The organism is Mangrovactinospora gilvigrisea (genome assembly GCF_001879105.1).
GTDB lineage: Bacteria > Actinomycetota > Actinomycetes > Streptomycetales > Streptomycetaceae > Mangrovactinospora > Mangrovactinospora gilvigrisea.
Window position 1 is genome coordinate 31,137 of sequence record NZ_MLCF01000043.1, and the last position, 16,374, is coordinate 47,510.

Annotated in this window: 15 protein-coding genes and 2 tRNA genes; 12 read left to right on the forward strand and 5 right to left on the reverse strand. The window is 73.4% G+C overall.

Annotation, left to right across the window (positions count from 1 at the left end):
- The first annotated feature begins 62 nt into the window (after positions 1-62).
- On the forward strand, positions 63-536 hold the full coding sequence (locus BIV57_RS09250; RefSeq protein ID WP_071656215.1) for a ribose-5-phosphate isomerase: 474 nt from the start codon (positions 63-65) through the stop codon (positions 534-536).
- A 14-nt stretch (positions 537-550) separates the two neighbouring features.
- Complete coding sequence (locus tag BIV57_RS09255) at positions 551-1,354, forward strand: Fpg/Nei family DNA glycosylase (RefSeq protein ID WP_071656216.1); 804 nt, start codon at positions 551-553, stop codon at positions 1,352-1,354.
- A 43-nt stretch (positions 1,355-1,397) separates the two neighbouring features.
- On the opposite strand, the gene BIV57_RS09260 is transcribed toward BIV57_RS09255, so the two are convergent.
- The gene (locus BIV57_RS09260; protein ID WP_079170171.1) at positions 1,398-2,741 is read right to left on the reverse strand and encodes a GNAT family N-acetyltransferase; all 1,344 of its coding nucleotides are present in this window, start codon (positions 2,739-2,741) and stop codon (positions 1,398-1,400) included.
- 220 nt (positions 2,742-2,961) lie between these two features.
- On the opposite strand from BIV57_RS09260, the gene BIV57_RS09265 reads away from it, so the two are divergent.
- Positions 2,962-4,095 carry a PP2C family protein-serine/threonine phosphatase gene (locus BIV57_RS09265; protein WP_071656217.1) on the forward strand — a complete coding sequence of 378 codons (1,134 nt, stop codon included), beginning with the start codon at positions 2,962-2,964 and terminating at the stop codon, positions 4,093-4,095.
- A gap of 97 nt (positions 4,096-4,192) precedes the next feature.
- Here BIV57_RS09265 and BIV57_RS09270 read toward each other — a convergent pair whose 3' ends face one another.
- The gene (locus tag BIV57_RS09270; protein ID WP_245797496.1) at positions 4,193-5,278 is read right to left on the reverse strand and encodes an acyltransferase family protein; all 1,086 of its coding nucleotides are present in this window, start codon (positions 5,276-5,278) and stop codon (positions 4,193-4,195) included.
- A gap of 270 nt (positions 5,279-5,548) precedes the next feature.
- Here BIV57_RS09270 and BIV57_RS09275 point away from each other — a divergent pair, with 270 nt between their 5' ends.
- Positions 5,549-5,743 (forward strand): hypothetical protein, encoded by a 195-nt coding sequence (locus BIV57_RS09275; protein ID WP_071656219.1) that lies wholly within the window; start codon positions 5,549-5,551, stop codon positions 5,741-5,743.
- A 127-nt stretch (positions 5,744-5,870) separates the two neighbouring features.
- On the forward strand, positions 5,871-6,677 hold the full coding sequence (locus BIV57_RS09280; protein ID WP_071656220.1) for an Fpg/Nei family DNA glycosylase: 807 nt from the start codon (positions 5,871-5,873) through the stop codon (positions 6,675-6,677).
- Between the two features lie 16 nt (positions 6,678-6,693).
- Here BIV57_RS09280 and BIV57_RS09285 read toward each other — a convergent pair whose 3' ends face one another.
- On the reverse strand, positions 6,694-8,055 hold the full coding sequence (locus tag BIV57_RS09285) for an MFS transporter (RefSeq protein ID WP_071656221.1): 1,362 nt from the start codon (positions 8,053-8,055) through the stop codon (positions 6,694-6,696).
- A 207-nt stretch (positions 8,056-8,262) separates the two neighbouring features.
- Here BIV57_RS09285 and BIV57_RS09290 point away from each other — a divergent pair, with 207 nt between their 5' ends.
- Entirely contained in the window at positions 8,263-9,219 is a 957-nt protein-coding gene (locus BIV57_RS09290; RefSeq protein WP_071656222.1) for a helix-turn-helix transcriptional regulator, read from the forward strand.
- 17 nt (positions 9,220-9,236) lie between these two features.
- Here BIV57_RS09290 and BIV57_RS09295 read toward each other — a convergent pair whose 3' ends face one another.
- Entirely contained in the window at positions 9,237-10,709 is a 1,473-nt protein-coding gene (locus BIV57_RS09295; protein ID WP_071656223.1) for a hypothetical protein, read from the reverse strand.
- Positions 10,710-10,878: 169 nt separating this feature from the next.
- Here BIV57_RS09295 and BIV57_RS09300 point away from each other — a divergent pair, with 169 nt between their 5' ends.
- Both BIV57_RS09300 and BIV57_RS09305 read left to right on the forward strand, forming a co-directional pair.
- Entirely contained in the window at positions 10,879-11,787 is a 909-nt protein-coding gene (locus tag BIV57_RS09300) for an ADP-ribosylglycohydrolase family protein (protein WP_071656224.1), read from the forward strand.
- A 16-nt stretch (positions 11,788-11,803) separates the two neighbouring features.
- Positions 11,804-12,655, forward strand: a complete 852-nt coding sequence (locus tag BIV57_RS09305; RefSeq protein ID WP_071656225.1) for a tyrosine-protein phosphatase — start codon at positions 11,804-11,806, stop codon at positions 12,653-12,655.
- Positions 12,656-12,681: 26 nt separating this feature from the next.
- On the opposite strand, the gene BIV57_RS09310 is transcribed toward BIV57_RS09305, so the two are convergent.
- Positions 12,682-12,752, reverse strand: a tRNA-Gly gene (locus tag BIV57_RS09310).
- A gap of 145 nt (positions 12,753-12,897) precedes the next feature.
- Between BIV57_RS09310 and BIV57_RS09315 the strand changes: the two genes are divergently transcribed.
- The 4 genes from BIV57_RS09315 (at position 12,898) to BIV57_RS09330 (ending at position 16,276) form a co-directional block, all read left to right on the forward strand.
- Positions 12,898-12,974 (forward strand) — tRNA-Pro (locus BIV57_RS09315).
- Between the two features lie 323 nt (positions 12,975-13,297).
- Positions 13,298-14,725 (forward strand): trigger factor, encoded by a 1,428-nt coding sequence (gene tig, locus BIV57_RS09320; protein ID WP_071656226.1) that lies wholly within the window; start codon positions 13,298-13,300, stop codon positions 14,723-14,725.
- Between the two features lie 229 nt (positions 14,726-14,954).
- On the forward strand, positions 14,955-15,560 hold the full coding sequence (locus BIV57_RS09325; RefSeq protein ID WP_071656227.1) for an ATP-dependent Clp protease proteolytic subunit: 606 nt from the start codon (positions 14,955-14,957) through the stop codon (positions 15,558-15,560).
- Between the two features lie 47 nt (positions 15,561-15,607).
- A complete protein-coding gene (locus BIV57_RS09330) occupies positions 15,608-16,276 on the forward strand; it encodes an ATP-dependent Clp protease proteolytic subunit (RefSeq protein WP_071656228.1) in 669 nt (222 codons plus the stop codon).
- Positions 16,277-16,374: the final 98 nt, after the last annotated feature.

Genomic DNA, 16,374 nt, shown 5'->3' on the forward strand with positions numbered 1-16,374 from the left:
CAGGGGCGTACTGACAGGCCGTCAGTGCGCCCCTGCGGCGTCCGCCGTGCCACACTCTGTCCATGCGTGTCTACCTGGGCTCCGACCACGCGGGCTACGAACTCAAGCAGCACCTGGTGCAGTGGCTCACCGAGCACGGCCACGAGCCGATCGACTGCGGTCCGGACGTCTACGACGGCGAGGACGACTACCCCCCGTTCGTGCTCCGCGCCGCCGAGCGCACCGCCGCCGACCCGGCCGCGCTGGGGGTCGTCATCGGCGGCTCCGGCAACGGCGAGGCGATCGCCGCCAACAAGGTCGAGGGCGTCCGCTGCGCGCTCGCCTGGTCCAACGAGACGGCCCGCCTCGGCCGCGAGCACAACAACGCCAACGTGGTGAGCGTCGGCGCCCGGATGCACGAGCTGGACGAGGCGACCGCGTTCGTCGAGGTCTTCCTCGCCACCCCGTACTCGCACGAGCCGCGGCACAGCCGGCGCATCGACATGCTCTCCACCTACGAGCGCAAGGGCGAACTGCCGCCCCTGCCCGGGCAGTAGGGGGACGCCCCGCCGTGCCCGAGGGCCACACCCTGCACCGCCTCGCCGCCGACCTCGGGACCCGGTTCGGCGGCGATGCCGTCTCCGTCGGCAGCCCGCAGGGGCGCTTCGCCTCCTCGGCGGCGCTGCTGGACGGATCCGTGCTGGAGGGCGCCGAGGCGCACGGCAAGCACCTCTTCATCGGCTTCGGCGCGGGCCGCTGGATCCACATCCACCTCGGCCTCATCGGCACCGTCCGCTTCGACGGCGACACCGGCGGCCAGGTCCGCCTCCGCATCACCGGTCCGGGCGGGCGCGCGGACCTGCGGGGGCCGCAGCTCTGCGCCCTCGTCACCGACGCCGAGAAGGCCCGCGTCCACGCCCGGCTGGGACCCGACCCGCTGCGGGCCTCCGACCGCGCCGACGGCGCGGCGACCGCCTGGCGGCGGATCGGCCGCAGCGGCCGGCCGATCGCGGCGCTCCTGATGGACCAGCAGGTCCTCGCCGGCGTCGGCAACGTCTACCGGGCGGAGGTGCTCTTCCGCCACGGCGTCGACCCCTTCACCCCCGGACGCGAGCTGGGCGGGGAGCGGTGGCGCGAACTCTGGGACGACCTGGTCGGGTTGATGGCGGAGGGCGTCCGCCGCAACCGCATCGACACGGTCCGCCCCGAGCACGAGCCGGCCGCGATGGGCCGGCCCCCGCGCGTCGACGACCACGGCGGCGAGGTCTACGTCTACCGCCGCGCCGGCGACACGTGCCACATCTGCGGCACCCCCATCGCCACCCGCCCCCTGGACTCCCGCAACCTCTTCTGGTGCCCCACCTGCCAACCCTGACAGGAGGAGGGACGGCCAACAGGGCACCGCCGCGACCGTGACGTCAGAACCCGTGCGGCATCCACGGCTCGCGCTCCGAGGCGAACGCCGCGCTCAGCGCGGCGACCGCACCCGGCGTCACCTCCACCACCCGCCCCGCGTCCGCAAGCCCCCGCAGCGACGCGAACCCCGACCCCAGGTACGCCGCCCCCAGCTCCCGCACGGACAGCACCACGTCCGCCGCATCATCCGTCCGCGCGCACGCCGCCCCCTGCGGCCCGCCCCGCAACCGCCACCGCCCCGCATTCCACCCGCAGAACGCGTCCGCCACCTCCAGGACGACGTCCACCTCCCGCGCGTACCGCCGCGCGGCCAACGCCGCCCCCACGTCCACCAGCCGCACATACAGGTCGTCCCGCAGCACCGACCGCGCCAGCCGCACATCCGACAGCAGCGCGAACAGCGGATCGTCCGACGGCCGCCGCGTCTCCACGTCCCGGACCAGGTCCATCGCCAGCAGATGCCGCCACAGCGCCGCATACGCCGCCGGCTCCACCGCCTCGACGTCCTTCACCTTCAGCGTGCCCTCGGCGTTGCCGCCCTCGTCCACGCCCATCTTCCCGGAGTACCGCGCGTACCCGACGACCTCGCCGTCCGAGGCCCGCTCGGCCAGCACCGTGCGCAGCGGCACCGCCCCGTGCCGCGCGCCCGGCGCGTCCAGCACCGCCAGCCGCTCCCACCGCTCGCCGCGCACCGGCATCCCCGGACGCGTCGGCACCACCCGCGCATGCACCCGCTCGCACTGCGGCAGCGACTCCTCGGTGTCCGCGCGCCGCAGCCGGTAGTCGTCGATGCCCGGCACCTCCAGCACCGAGGCGCGGCGCCGCTGCACCGTCGCCTGCACCGAGCGCGAGGCGAGCCCGTAGCCGAACCGCCCGTAGATGGAGCCCTCGGAGGCCATCAGCACGGCGAGCGGCTCGCCCGCGGCCCGCACGTCGTCCAGTTGACGGCGCATCATCGAGCGCAGCAGGCCGCGCCGCCGGTACTCGGCGCCGACCGTGACCATGGTCACGCCCGCCGCGGCGACCGGGTCGCCGCCGCCCGGGACGGTGAGCCGGAACGCGAAGGAGCCCGCGGTGGAGGCGATCCGCTTGCCGTCGAACGCCGCGTAGGTGCGCGCCGGTTCGAAGAGCGCGTTCCAGACGTCGCGCTCCTCCGGCTCCTCCTCCTCGAGGAACGACTCCAGCGCCCGGTCGACCGCCGACTGCAGCTCATCCGCAGAAAGGGTGCGGATCGGAAGGTCCGGGAGGGAACCGGCGGATGCCCCTGACGCGTTGGACGGTGCGGGGGACGGAGTCGTCCCGGAGGGTGCGCCGGTGCTGCCGGATGCGCTGGTCGGTGTCGTCATGTCCCCCTTCGTAGCAGTCCCGGGGACGGGGGTCGAACGCCTTTTCGCCGCGGCTGCGGACCGGAAGGAGCGGGGACGAGGGTGAGTCGAGGGTGAGTCCAGCGTGAACCGCAGCACAGTCGCACCGGAGACCGACCGGGACGAGGTCCTGCGCATCGACGCAGGCCCACCCCAGTCGGTAGGGTCACCGGTGGTGGAACGCGCGCCGGGCGGATTCGCGATGGCGGTGGCCCGGACCCGACGCCTGGTCCGCAAGGGCCATCGTCGGCTGCGTCGTGTCCTCGTCGACTACTTCCGCGGCAGCGCCTCCGACACCGGGGCGCTGCTCTCGTTGATCGCCGCGGTCCCCGTCCTCACCTGCCTCACCGTGCTGTTCCCCGGCTGGTGCCCGCCCACCGCCCTCGTCCTGCCGCTGATCGCCGGTGCGCTGCTGCTCCGCCCGGTCAGCCTGGGCGCCGTCTACCTCGCCGCGGTCGCGGGGATGTGCGCGGAGGCGGTGCTGCTGGACCGGATGGGAAGCGGCCGCGCGCACCTGGTCTTCCCGGGCAGCGTGCTGGTGGTGGCCGCGGTGGCGGCGGCCGGCCTGGTGCTCGCCCAGTTCCGCAACCGGGTGGGCGTGCCGTGGCGGCGCGGCAGCTCGATGCTCTTCGACCTGCGCGAGCGGCTGCGCGTGCAGAGCCGCATCCCGGAGCTGCCGTCCGGCTGGGAGTCGGACATCGCGCTGCGCCCGGCGGGCGGGCAGTCCTTCTCCGGCGACTTCGTGGTGGCCTCCCGGACGGGCGGCGGCCGCCTGCTGGAGGCCGTGCTCACGGACGTCTCCGGCAAGGGCATGGACGCCGGCTCGCGGGCGCTGCTGATGTCCGGCGCGTTCGGCGGGCTGGTGGGCTCGCTGCCGCCGCACGACTTCCTGCCGGCGGCCAACGGCTACATCCTGCGGCAGGACTGGGACGAGGGCTTCGCCACCGCCGTCCACCTGGTGCTGGACCTGCACAACGGCGACTTCGAGCTGCTGTCGGCGGGGCACCTGCCGGGCCTGCACCGGAGCGGCGGCTCGGGGCAGTGGACGCAGGTGGAGGCAGAGGGGCCGCTGCTGGGCGTCTACGGGGAGGCCAAGTTCGTCGGCTCCCGCGGGCGGCTGGAGCCGGGCGATTCGCTGCTGCTCTACACCGACGGCATGGTGGAGGCGCCGGGGCGCGACCTCAGCGAGGGCATCGACCGCCTCACCGGCGCCGCCGACGTCCTGCTCTCCGCCGGCCCGGCCCTCAACGGAGCCGCCTGGCGCCTGATGGACGCGGTCGCCAAGGACGTCAACGACGACCGGGCCGTCCTCCTCCTCCGCCGCTCCGCCGCCTGACGGCGGCACCGAGCGGCGGGGCCCCGGCCGCGGCCGGAACGCCTGACGGCGACCGGCAACGCCGACGCCGCACCCACCCGGGCCACGGCGCCCACCGCTACCTGAACGCCCACTCCAGCCGGGGCTCCATCACCCAGCGGAAGCATTTCCGCACCGGAACGGTCGTCAGCGCCACCGCCACCCCCGCGGCGACCACCGTCACCGCGGCAATGCCCAGCGGCTTGTGCACGAACGCCATGTCGTACAGCCCCGCGTACGCGGCCAGCTTCACCAGGAAGCCGTGCAGCAGGTAGGTGTACATCGTCCCCTCGCCCAGCCGCGTGTACCACGTCCGCCGCTCCGGCACGAGGGCCAGCACCGCCGCCGTCGCCACCGCCGCGCACCCCAGGCACGCCACCCGCAGCACCGCCCAGTGGGCGAAGCCCATCTCGGGGAACCCGGGCCGCCCCGTCCGCCAGAAGAAGAACTCCATGACGTCGTACGGCGCCGCCAGGTACGCCATCCCGGCCGCGCCCGCGAGCACCGCCACCGCGGCGATCCGCACCCCGCGCCGATGCAGCCAGCTGAAGTGCTCGCGCCGCAGCACCATGCCGGCGACGAAGAACGGCAGCAGCTCCAGTGTCCGGTACAGCTCCAGCGCGTCCGGCAGCTGCGTCAGGCTGGAGAGCAGCGAGATCACCACGGCCACCGCCAGCGGCCAGCGGACGACCCGCCAGATCGGCGCCAGCAGCCGCCAGATGAACAGGGCCAGCAGGAACCAGGTGAGCCACAGCGGGTCGTAGAGGCTGAGCGGGTGGTCCCCGCCCTCCGTCGCGTTGATGACGAGCGTGTAGGCCGTCTCGAAGACCACGTACGGGACGGCGATCCCGGTGATCAGCTTCTTGATCCGCCGCGGCTGGGAGTCGAAGTTCTTCGCCATGTAGCCGGCGGCGACGATCATCACCGGCATGTGGAACGAGTAGACGAAGAGATAGAGCGCCTTGAGCGTGTGCGAGGCGTCGCGCAGGGGCTCCCAGGTGTGGCCCATCACGACCAGGACGATCACGACGAACTTGGCGTTGTCGAAGAAGGCGTCCCGCTCGCGCGGGGCCGGGGCTGCTGCGGCGGGACGGGCCGCAGCGTCGGTCGGGGCGCCGACCGGGGCGCCGTCCGGCGCGGGCGCGGCCGGAACGGTAGGGGACACGGATTGATCACGGGCGAGACTCGAGGACATCGCGGCAGACCGTAGTGGCGGATGTGGCGGCGGGTAAAGCCGACTCGACGGAATCCGCCGAATGTCTACTTTGCGTCAACTGTGCGATCTAAGGACCCGCGTTCGTGAACGTCCTATATCGGCCTGCATGTTGATCCCCCGTCAGTGGTAGAACAGGGGCAGCTCTAGGCTTGTCCCAGTGTGCGGTGTCACCTCCGGTCCCGTCACCGCGTCGACTTCGCATGAGGAAGTGAAGTACTCGTGGCCGTTTCACTCTCCCTGGTGCTGTTGACTGCCGTCATATTGGTGGTGATGATCCGCGCCAAGTCCATCAAGCTCGGACCTGCGCTCATCGCGGCACTCTTCGGCTTCTTCCTGGCGTCCACCGGCGTCGCCCCCGGTATCCGCACCTTCATCTCCCAGATCGCCAGAATGATCAACGGGATCAGCCTCTGACGCGTCGTCGCCCTCCGGCGCCCCGCGGCCGGCCTGCTCGAACAGGCAGGTGAACCTCGGGTGCACGCTCGGCGGCAGGCTGGTGACGGGACCGCCGAACGATGCTCCGTCCCGGCATGATGGGGTCATGCCCGAAGGCGACACCGTCTGGTTGACCGCCCGGCGATTGCGCGAGGCGCTCGCCGGGCGGCGTCTCGTCGTGGCCGACCTGCGCGTGCCGCAGCTGGCCACCGCCGACCTCACCGGCCGTGAGGTGCGGGACGTCACCTCCCGGGGCAAGCACCTGCTGACGCGGCTTCAGGGCGGCTGGACGCTCCACACGCATCTGCGGATGGACGGCGCGTGGCGCGTCTTCCGCACCGGCCAGCGCTGGTACGGCGGGCCGATAAGCGACGTCCGCGCGGTGCTCGCCACCGAGGACCGCATCGCGGTCGGCTACCGGCTGCCCGTGGTCGAACTCCTGCACACCGTGGAGGAGGAGACGGCGCTCGGCCGGCTCGGCCCCGACCTGCTCGCCCCGGACTGGGGCGGGCCGGCGCAGGACGAGGCGGTGCGCCGGCTCTCGGCGGAGCCGGCGCGGCAGATCGGCGAGGCGCTCCTGGACCAGGAGAACCTCGCCGGGGTCGGCAATGTCTACAAATGCGAGCTGTGCTTCCTGCGGGGCGTCAGCCCGTTCACCCCGGTGGGGGAGGTGGAGCGGCTCGACCGGATGGTCGGGCTGGCGCACCGGCTGCTGGACGCCAACAAGGCCCGCAGCGGCCACGTCACCACCGGCGACACCCGCCCGGGGCGCCGCCACTGGGTCTACGGCCGCGGGGGACGCCCCTGCCTGCGCTGCGGCACCCTCGTCGCCGCCGCCCACCAGGGCGCCCCGCCACGCGACCGCATCACCTACTGGTGCCCCACCTGCCAACCCGACCCCCCACCCCCCTGACGCACACCGCACCGCGTCAACCGCGAGCGGCAAGCCGGCGCAACCGCAGCCCCGCCGTCACCCCGATCACCGCGAGCCCGGCACCGGCGGCAAGCATCGTGACGAACACCGCATGCCCGCCCGCGCCGAGATTCAGGTAGAGCGTCCCGAACACCGCCACCCCCAGCAGCAGCCCCAGCTGATTCGCCGTCACCAGCATCCCGCTCGCGTCCGCCGCGTCCTGCGGCCGCACCCGCCCCAGCGCCACCGTCAGCAGCGGCGAGAACGCCGCCCCCACGCCGATCCCCGTCACCGCCAGCGCCGCGAACAGCCACGCGCCCCCGTCCCAGCCGTTCCGCAGCAGCCCCCCGTCCACCGCGAACGCGGGCCCGGCCACCGCGAACCCGAGCGGTACCAGCCACCCCCGCATCCGCGCCGGCAGCCGCTTCCAGCCCAGCCCGACCACCCCGAAGAGCAGCGCCTGCGGCAGGAACGTCAGCCCCGCGTGCAGCGCCGACTCGCCGAGCACGCCCTGCAGCTGCAGCTGCACCGCGAACGTCAGCCCGGCGGTCCCGGCCATCGCCACCATCAGCGCGCCCACCGCCCAGCCGATCCCCGGCGTCCGCAGCACCCGCCCGGACACCAGCGGCGCCTCGCCGCGCCGCGTCGCGCGCGCCTCCACCAGCCCGAAGAGCAGCCCCGCCGGCACCACGCCGGCCAGGCACAGCACGCACCACAGCGGCCAGCCCTGCTGCTGCCCCAGCACCAGCGGCACCACCAGCAGCGTCACGGCCAGCGCCAGCGTCACCAGCCCGCCGAGGTCCAACGGGCCCGGCCGCTCCGGCCGTTCGTGCGCCGGCAGCACCCGCGCGCCGCAGATCAGCAGCACCACGCCGATCGGCACGTTCACCAGGAAGACCGGACGCCAGCTCAGCCCGAGGACGTCCGCCGTCACCAGTACCCCGCCGATCACCTGGCCGGCCGCCGCGCCCACCGCGATCACCGCGGAGTACGCGTTCAGCGCCCGCGTCCGCCGCTCCGGCTCGGTGTACGTCCGCTGGATCATCGTCAGCACCTGGGGGATGGCCAGCGCCGACCCCGCCCCCTGCACCAGCCGGTAGGCGATCAGCTCGCCGCTGCCGGTGGCCACCCCGCAGGCCAGCGAGGCCGCGGTGAAGAGCGCGATGCCGATCAGGAACATCCGCCGGTGCCCGACCCGCGCGCCCAGCCGGGCACCGGTGATCAGCAGCACCGCGTAGGTGATGGTGTAGCCGGAGATGATCAGCTGCAGCGCCGCGCCGGACGCGTGCAGTTCCGTCCTGATGTCGGGGGCCGCCACATTGACGATGAAGGCGTCCAGGAGCGCCATGAACTGGCCCACCAGTACGGTGGCCAGCACCGCTCCCGGACGCGTCCGTCGTCGCTGCCGCACCGGGAGCGGCCGGCCGGCCGTCGCTGCCCCGTTCCCTTGGGTCGTTGTCGTGTTCGTCGCCATGGCACGAGCGTGCGGCCGTTCCCATACGGGTAGTTAGAGCCTGCGGACACGGGTATCCGCAGCACCCCCTTCAGCCGCCCGGCCGCGCGCCCCGTGGCGCACAATCGTCGTGTGGACAGCACCGACCGCCGCCCCCGCGCCCCCGGCGCCGCGCGCCCCGACCGCCCGGACCGGCGCGGCGAGCTGGCCCGCTTCCTGCGCAGCCGCCGCGCCCGGATCACCCCGGCGGACGTCGGCCTGCCGCCCGGCCCGCGCCGCCGCACCCCCGGCCTGCGCCGCGAGGAGGTCGCGCAGCTCGCCGGCGTCGGCATCACCTGGTACACGTGGCTGGAGCAGGGCCGCCCCATCAACGCCAGCCCCCAGGTGCTGGACGCGGTGTGCCGCACCCTGCGGATGGACGCCGCCGAGCGCGCCCACCTCTACCGCCTCGCCGGCGTCCCCGTCCCGGCCGCCTGCGGCACCGACCCGGACGCCACCCTGCCGCCCGAGGTCGCCGGCATCCTGCGCGCGCTCGACCCGCTGCCCGCCTGCGTCTACGACGCGCGGATGGATCTGCACGACTGGAACGAGGGGTACCTCGCGCTCTTCCCCGGCGTCGCCCTGCTCGACCCGGGCCGCCCCGACCGCCGCCGCAACATCGTCTGGCGCTCCTTCGTCACCCCGTCCTGCTGCCACAGCTACGGCGAGCGCGAGCCCGAGCTGCGGCACCTCGCCGCCTCGCTGCGCGGCGCCTACGGCCGGCACGTGGGGGAGCCGCACTGGGAGGAGTTCCTCGTCGAACTGCGCCTCGCCAGCGCCGAGTTCGCTGAGATGTGGGAGCGGCAGGACGTCGCCGAGGGGGCCGCGCACGTCAAGCGGGTCCGGCACCCCGCCGAGGGCGTCATCCCGGTCACCGCCACCTCGATGGACATCCGCGGGGTGCCGGAGAAGCGGCTGGTGGTCTACAGCCCCGAGGACGAGGCCGCCGAGGGCTGCCTGCGCCGGGCGCGGGCCATGGAGGACCCGATCATCGGCTGCCCGCTGCACGCCCGCCGGCTCTCGGAGATCCTCGCGGCCCGCGTCTCCTGAGGGCCCCGCCGGACCGCTCAGCCCTCGAACTCCCGCAGCCGCGGCCGCAGTCCGACCGGCACCAGCACCGCCGCCAGCAGCGCGGCCCCCGCGACCGCCGGGGCCAGCGCGGTCGCCGCGGACGCCCCGTGCGCCGCCGTCGACTCGAACACCCCCCGGTTGATGGCGAGATCGGCCCGCAGGGCACCGTCCAGCCGGGCGAACGCCCAGTTGGAGCCGCCGGAGCCCCAGTCGGTGCAGAAGGCGACGGCCTGCCGCACCTTCCCGGCCCGCTCCAACTGCCGGATCCGCAGGTCGTCGTCGATGTAGACCTGGTAGCTGTTGAGGATCCCGACCGCGGCGCGCTGCTCCCCGGGAAAGGTGATGTTGTCCACCTCGCGGCGCAGGTCCCCGCCGAAGAGCCGGTTGCCGTGGTCGGTCAGATAGGCCGCCCGATCGCCGCTGTAGTCGCCCCGGTAGTCGTCCACCGACGGCACCCGCCCCACCGACGCCAGCCGCTGCTCCTTCGCCAGGTACGACGCCTCGTACTCCGCCCGCCGCCCCCGGTCCAGCAGATAGCGGCTCTCGTCCGCGTTGGCGTCGTGCGCGGTGGCCCGCGCGCTGCTCAGCGCCACCACCGAGTCGAACGCGTCGTGGCGCATCCGGTGCAGGTCGCCGCGCGTCCACGAGGCCCAGGCGATGCCGCCGGCGAGCACGAAGAGCACCGCCGCGGTGGCCGCGGCCAGCGCCGGGTTGAGGATCCGGCCGAAGCTCCGCGCCAGGTGCACCTGGAGGGCGAGCAGCGCCAGCAGCGCCGCCCCGCCCAGGCCCGCGGTCCAGCCGGCGGCCGCCCCCAGCGCGGCGTGCCGGGCGTCGTAATCGGCCAGCATCGCCCGGTTGTTGGCGTCGATCAGCGCCTGCGCCGAGGCGAGCAGCCCGTCGGGCCCGCGCAGCATGTCGGTGGCCGTCCGGTACTGGGCGACCGCCGCGGCGGGCGGGGCGCCGGCCGGGGCGTGCGCCGCGTCGTCCAGCTGCAGCGCCCGCGCCGCGGCCGCCTGGTAGTCGCCCGAGCCGTCCAGCACCCGCACCACCGCCCGCGCCGCGGCGGTGTTGCCGCCGCCGTGGTCGGCGGCCTGCTGGAGATCGCTGTCGAGCACCGAGCGGGCCGCCCGGTAGCGGCGCTGGTCGTCCGCCCGCTCGGCGGCGAAGGTCCGATCGGCGCCCAGCATCAGCATGTTGGCGACCTGCGCGTCCATGTCGTTGATCGCCAGATAGATGCCCGCGGCCTCCTCGACCTGCGGGCCGTCCGTGCCGCCCATCCGGTTCACGTCCGCGCGGGTGTGCAGCGCGTCCACCGCCAGCACCGCCCCGGCGGCCACCGCCAGCGCCGCGCAGCCCGTGCCCGCGCGCACCAGCAGCGCCGGCAGGGTGCGCGGCCGGCGCAGCAGCCCCGCCAGTCCGCGCAGCCGGCGCCGGCGCTGCCGTCCGCCCGTGGTGATGTGACCGGCCATGGCCCCCGTCGCCCCCTGACCCGGGATCCCAACGATCCCCCGAGCGCCGATGATCCGCCTGACGACCCGTCCGATCCCGGTTCTTGATGCCTCCTTGACGCGCCCCCGTGCGGAATTCGCTGCTCCTTGACGCGCCTTCGCGCACCACCGGCGTGACACCATGGCAACCATGGAGCGCAACGACCACCGCGTCCCGGCGTCGGGCCCGGCCCGCGCCCTGTCCTCCGCCCTCGCCTCCCTGCACGGACTGGCCTGCGGCGACGCATTCGGCCAGCAGTGGTTCCACGCCCCGCCGGAGGACTTCCACCGGCGCGTGCTGCAACCCGGCCCCTGGTACTGGACGGACGACACCGCGATGGCCGTCGTCCTCGTCCGGGAGCTGAGCGCCGGCCGGGGCGTGGTCGACCAGGACCGGCTCGCCGCCGCCTTCGCCGCCGAGTACCGCGCCGACGACCACCGCGGCTACGGCGCCTCCATGCACGACGTGCTGCGCCGGATCGGCGCCGGCGAGGACTGGCGGACGGTCACCCGCGAGCAGTTCGAGGGCCAGGGCTCCTTCGGCAACGGGGCGGCGATGCGGGTGGCACCGCTCGGCGCCTGGTGGACGGGGCGCCCCGAGCGCGCCGCCGAGGAGGCCGCCCGGCAGGCCGAGGTGACCCACAGCCACCCCGAGGCGGTGGCCGGGGCGGTCGCCGTCGCGGTGGCCGCGGCGCTGGTCGGCGCCACCGACGCGGCCGGCGGGCAGCTGCTCGCGGAGATCGCCGACCGCACCCCGGACGGCGAGGTCCGCTCCGGCCTGGAGATCGCCTCCCGCTTCCGGGACGGCACCTCGCCGGTGCACGCCGCCACCGTGCTCGGCAACGGCACGCGGATCAGCGCGCCCGACACCGTCCCCTTCTCCCTGTGGGTCGCCGCCCACCACCGCGACGACTTCACCGAGGCCCTGTGGACGGGCGCCTCCACCGGCGGCGACCTCGACACCGTGGACGCCATCGTCGGCGGCGTCCTCGCCGCGGGCCGGCCCCAGCCCCTCCCCGAGGACTGGCAGAAGGCCCTCGAACCGCTCCCCGCGCCGTGACCCCTACCCTCTCCCCATGACCGCCGCCGACGCCCCGGACGCCTCCGACCCCCAGGCGCTCCCCGCGCCCACCGTCGTCAACCTCCGCACCCTGGGCGGCCTGCCGCTGGCCGGCGGCGCCCGCGTCCGGCCGGGCACCCTCTACCGCTCCGGCGACCTCGGACGCCTCGACGCGGAGCGCGACCCGGTGGCGGCCGGCCTGCGCGTCTCCACCGTCGTCGACCTGCGCACGGAGGCCGAGCGCGAATACGCCCCGGACCGCGTCCCGGCGGGCGCCCGCCGGATCGTCGCGGACGTCATCGGCGACACCGCCGCCGCGGCGGCCCGCTCCGCGGACACCCCGGTCCGCCTCGACCTGCTGCTCGCCGACCCGCTGCGCGCCAACGAGGTGCTGGGCGGCGGCAAGGCGGAGCGGCTCTTCGTCGACACCTACCGCAACTTCGTCACCTCGGCGCCGGCCCGCGCCGCCTACGCCACCCTGCTCCGCGCCGCCGCCGCCGACTCCGACGGCGGACTCCTCTTCCACTGCACGGCCGGCAAGGACCGCACCGGCTGGGGCGCGAGCCTGCTGCTCCTGCTCCTCGGCGCCGACGAGGCGACCACCGTCCGCACCGAGTTCCTCGCGGTCAACCCGGCCGTCCGGGCGGCCTTCGCCCCGCTCACCGACCCCTTCACCGCCGGCGGCGGCGACCCCGACATCGCCCAGGCCCTGATCGGTGTCCGCCCCGCCTACCTCGACGCCGCCCTCGACGCCCTCACCACCACCTGGCGCGACCCCGAGACCTACGCCCGCCGCGCCCTCGGCCTGTCCGAGGAGACCCTGGAAGCCCTCCGCACCCGCCACACGGAAACGGCCCCAACCCCCTGACGGGGGCTGAGGCCGAGTCACATCGGAGCGGACGACGGGAATCGAACCCGCGTATCCAGTTTGGAAGACTGGGGCTCTACCATTGAGCTACGTCCGCAGCGCTGCCCCCAACATACACAAGCCGTGCGGCCCGGCTGCCGGTGGAGCGGGGCTCAGCCTAGCGGCTACCCCGACTTCCGCGCACACTCCTTTATTGCGGGCGCGGCGGCCCGCCGGGCATGTACGCTACGTGCTGGTCCCGACGGGGTGTGGCGCAGCTTGGTAGCGCGTCCGCTTTGGGAGCGGAAGGCCGTCGGTTCAAATCCGGCCACCCCGACCAGCGAGAACGCCGCCGATTCCGGCGTGCGGCAGGTACTTCAGGCACATCCGCGACGGTCGAAGGGCCCGGCCCTTCCGGTGCCGGGGTCCTCTTTCCGGCCCGTGTTTCGCGCGGCCCTCCGAGCGGCGGGTACGATGCAAGGCGCGCCTACTGAAAGCGGGGCGACGAGGGCCGCCGGATTGACCATCTGCACTCCGTCCCCATCCACGTCTCGCCGGCTGTCGGCCGGGCACGCGCGCGCTTCCCGCGCCCTGCGCGTCCGCCCGTTCCGGCTGTTGGCGCGCTTGGACAACACACCCGAAAAGCCCCAAGGAGACCCAACCGTGAAGAGCGCCGTGGAGACTCTGAACCCCACCCGGGTTCGACTCACCGTCGAGGTGCCCTTCGAGGAGCTCAAGCCCAGCCTCGACGCGGCGTACAAGGAGATCAACAAGCAGGTCTCGGTTCCGGGCTTCCGGAAGGGCAAGATCCCCGCCCGCATCATCGACCAGCGCTTCGGTCGTGCGGCGGTGCTGCAGGAGGCCGTCAACCAGGCCCTGCCCGAGTTCTACGGCAAGGCCGTCGACGAGTCGGAGCTGAACGTCCTCGGCCAGCCCGAGGTCGACATCACCGAGCTCAACGACAACGAGGAGCTGAAGTTCACCGCCGAGGTGGACATCCGCCCCGAGCTCGAGCTCCCCGACTACGAGGGCATCGAGGTCACCGTCGACGCCGTCGCCGTGAGCGACGAGGACATCGACGGCTCGATCACCCAGCTGCGCGACCGCTTCGCCTCGGTGAAGCCGGTCGAGCGGGCCGCCGCCGAGGGCGACGTGCTCGTCCTCGACCTCGAGGCGAGCGTGGACGGCGAGGTCCTCGAGGACGGCGTCGCCAAGGGCGTCTCCTACACCATCGGCAGCGGCGAGCTGCTGGACGGCATCGACGAGGCCGTCACCGGCATCGAGGCCGGCGGCACCGCCACCTTCGAGAGCGAGCTGAAGGGCGGCTCCGCCGCCGGCCGGACCGCCTCCATCAAGGTCGAGGTCAGCAAGGTGCAGGAGCGCGAGCTCCCCGAGCTGGACGACGACTTCGCCCAGCTCGCCTCCGAGTTCGACACCCTGGAGGAGCTGCGCGCCGACGCCCGCACCCGCCTGGAGAGCTCCAAGAAGTACGAGCAGGCCACCGACGCCCAGCAGAAGGTGCTGGAGGCGTACCTCGAGAAGGTCGAGGTCCCGATCCCCGAGAAGCTCCTCGCGGACGAGATCGGCACCCGCAAGCACAACCTGGAGCACCACCAGCTGGAGCCCATGGGCATGACGCTGGAGCAGTACCTCAAGGTCCAGGGCCAGACCGAGGAGGAGTACACCGCCGAGCTGGAGGAGCAGTCCCGCAAGGGCATCAAGACCCAGTTCGTGCTGGACGAGATCGTCGCCAAGGAGCAGCTCAACGTCAGCCAGGACGAGCTGACCGAGCACCTGCTGCAGCGCGCCGCCGGCTCCGGCATGTCCCCCGACCAGTTCGCCCAGCAGATCGTGCAGGGCGGCCAGGTGCCGATGCTGGTGGGCGAGGTCGCCCGCGGCAAGGCGCTCCAGGTGGTCGTGGAGCAGGCCAAGGTGACGGACTCCGAGGGCAACGCCGTCGACCTCTCGGACGACGACGACACCGATGGTGACGCCGCCGCCGAGGCGACCGAGGCCGCCGCCGACGAGACCGACACGGCCGACACGGCCGACGAGGCTTCCGACGCCGCCGAGGAGAAGACCGAGGCCTGACGGCCGGAGTCAGTCCGACCGAGCACGGGCCCGGCCGGGGCGCACATGCTGCCGCCCCGGCCGGGCCCGTGCCGTATTCCCGCTCCCTTCCCGGTCAGCGGGGGTTGCGCCGCCAGCGAACAGCCTCGGCCCTCCTCCCCGCCGTGCCGGACCCTGGGGTTAGGGTCCATCAGTAACGCCAATGGCGAGCCGATGGGCCCGAGGCCCTACTCAACTCTCAGGTGGATACATGACGACTCCGCAGATGGCCGAACCGTCGGGTGTCGGTCTCGGTGACCACATCTACAACCGGCTGCTGAACGAGCGGATCATCTTCCTCGGCTCGCAGGTCGAGGAGAAGAACGCCAACGAGATCTGCGCGCAGCTGCTGCTGCTCGCCGCCGATCCCGACAAGGACATCTACCTCTACATCAACTCGCCCGGCGGCTCCGTCTACGCCGGCATGGCGATCTACGACACGATGCAGTACATCAAGAACGACATCGTGACGATCGCGATGGGCTTCGCCGCGTCGATGGGCCAGTTCCTGCTCACCGCGGGCACCACGGGCAAGCGGTTCGCGCTGCCCAACGCCCGCATCCTGATGCACCAGCCGCTCGGCGGCCTCGGCGGCCAGGCCACCGACATCAAGATCCTCGCCAATGAGCTGGTGAAGACGAAGCAGCACATGGCGGAGCTGCAGTCGCACCACACCGGCCAGCCCGTCGAGAAGATCATCGCCGACGGCGACCGCGACAAGTGGTTCACCGCCCAGGAGGCCGTCGACTACGGCCTGATCGACGGGATCATGTCCCGCGCCTCCGACGCCCCGGGCGGCGGCGGCACCGGCGCCTGAGCCCCGCCATCCCTCAAGCCGGCAGTAAGGACACGAGGACTTAAGCCATGAACTTCGACCCGCACCGCCTCCGTGCCGAGGCGCCCGACCTGATGCCGCAGGGGCACTACGTGCTGCCCCGCTTCGAGGAGCGCACCTCCCAGGGCTGGAAGCAGTACGACCCGTACTCCAAGCTCTACGAGGAGCGCATCGTCTTCCTCGGCGTGCCGATCGACGACGGCGTGGCCAACGACGTCATGGCGCAGCTGCTGTGCCTGGAGTCGATGGACCCGGACCGCGACATCTCGCTCTACATCAACTCGCCCGGGGGCAGCTTCTCGGCCACCTCGGCGATCTACGACACCATGCAGTTCGTCAACCCGGACGTGCAGACGGTCTGCCTCGGCATGGCCGCCTCCGGTGCGGCGGTGCTGCTGGCCGGCGGCACCAAGGGCAAGCGGATGGCCCTGCCGAACGCCAAGGTGATGATCCACCAGCCGGCGCTCTCGGGTTCGATGTACGGCCAGGCCTCCGACATGGAGATCCAGGCCCAGGAGATGCTCCGGGTGCGCCGCCAGCTGGAGCAGATGCTGGCCGACGACACCAAGAAGGACGTCGACGAGGTCAGCAAGGACATCGAGCGCGACAAGTACCTCACGGCGAAGGAGGCCCTGGAGTACGGCCTCATCGACGTGATCACCGAGCCGCGCAAGGTGGCGTCCGGCGTCGCGTCCTGAGTCCCTCCGCGCCGGGCGCGAGTCCGGGCGAGAGGTGAGACATCCGTCGCAGCCGCTGTGACGGGCCCGCGGAGGGCGGTATTTTACCCGGAAGCTCG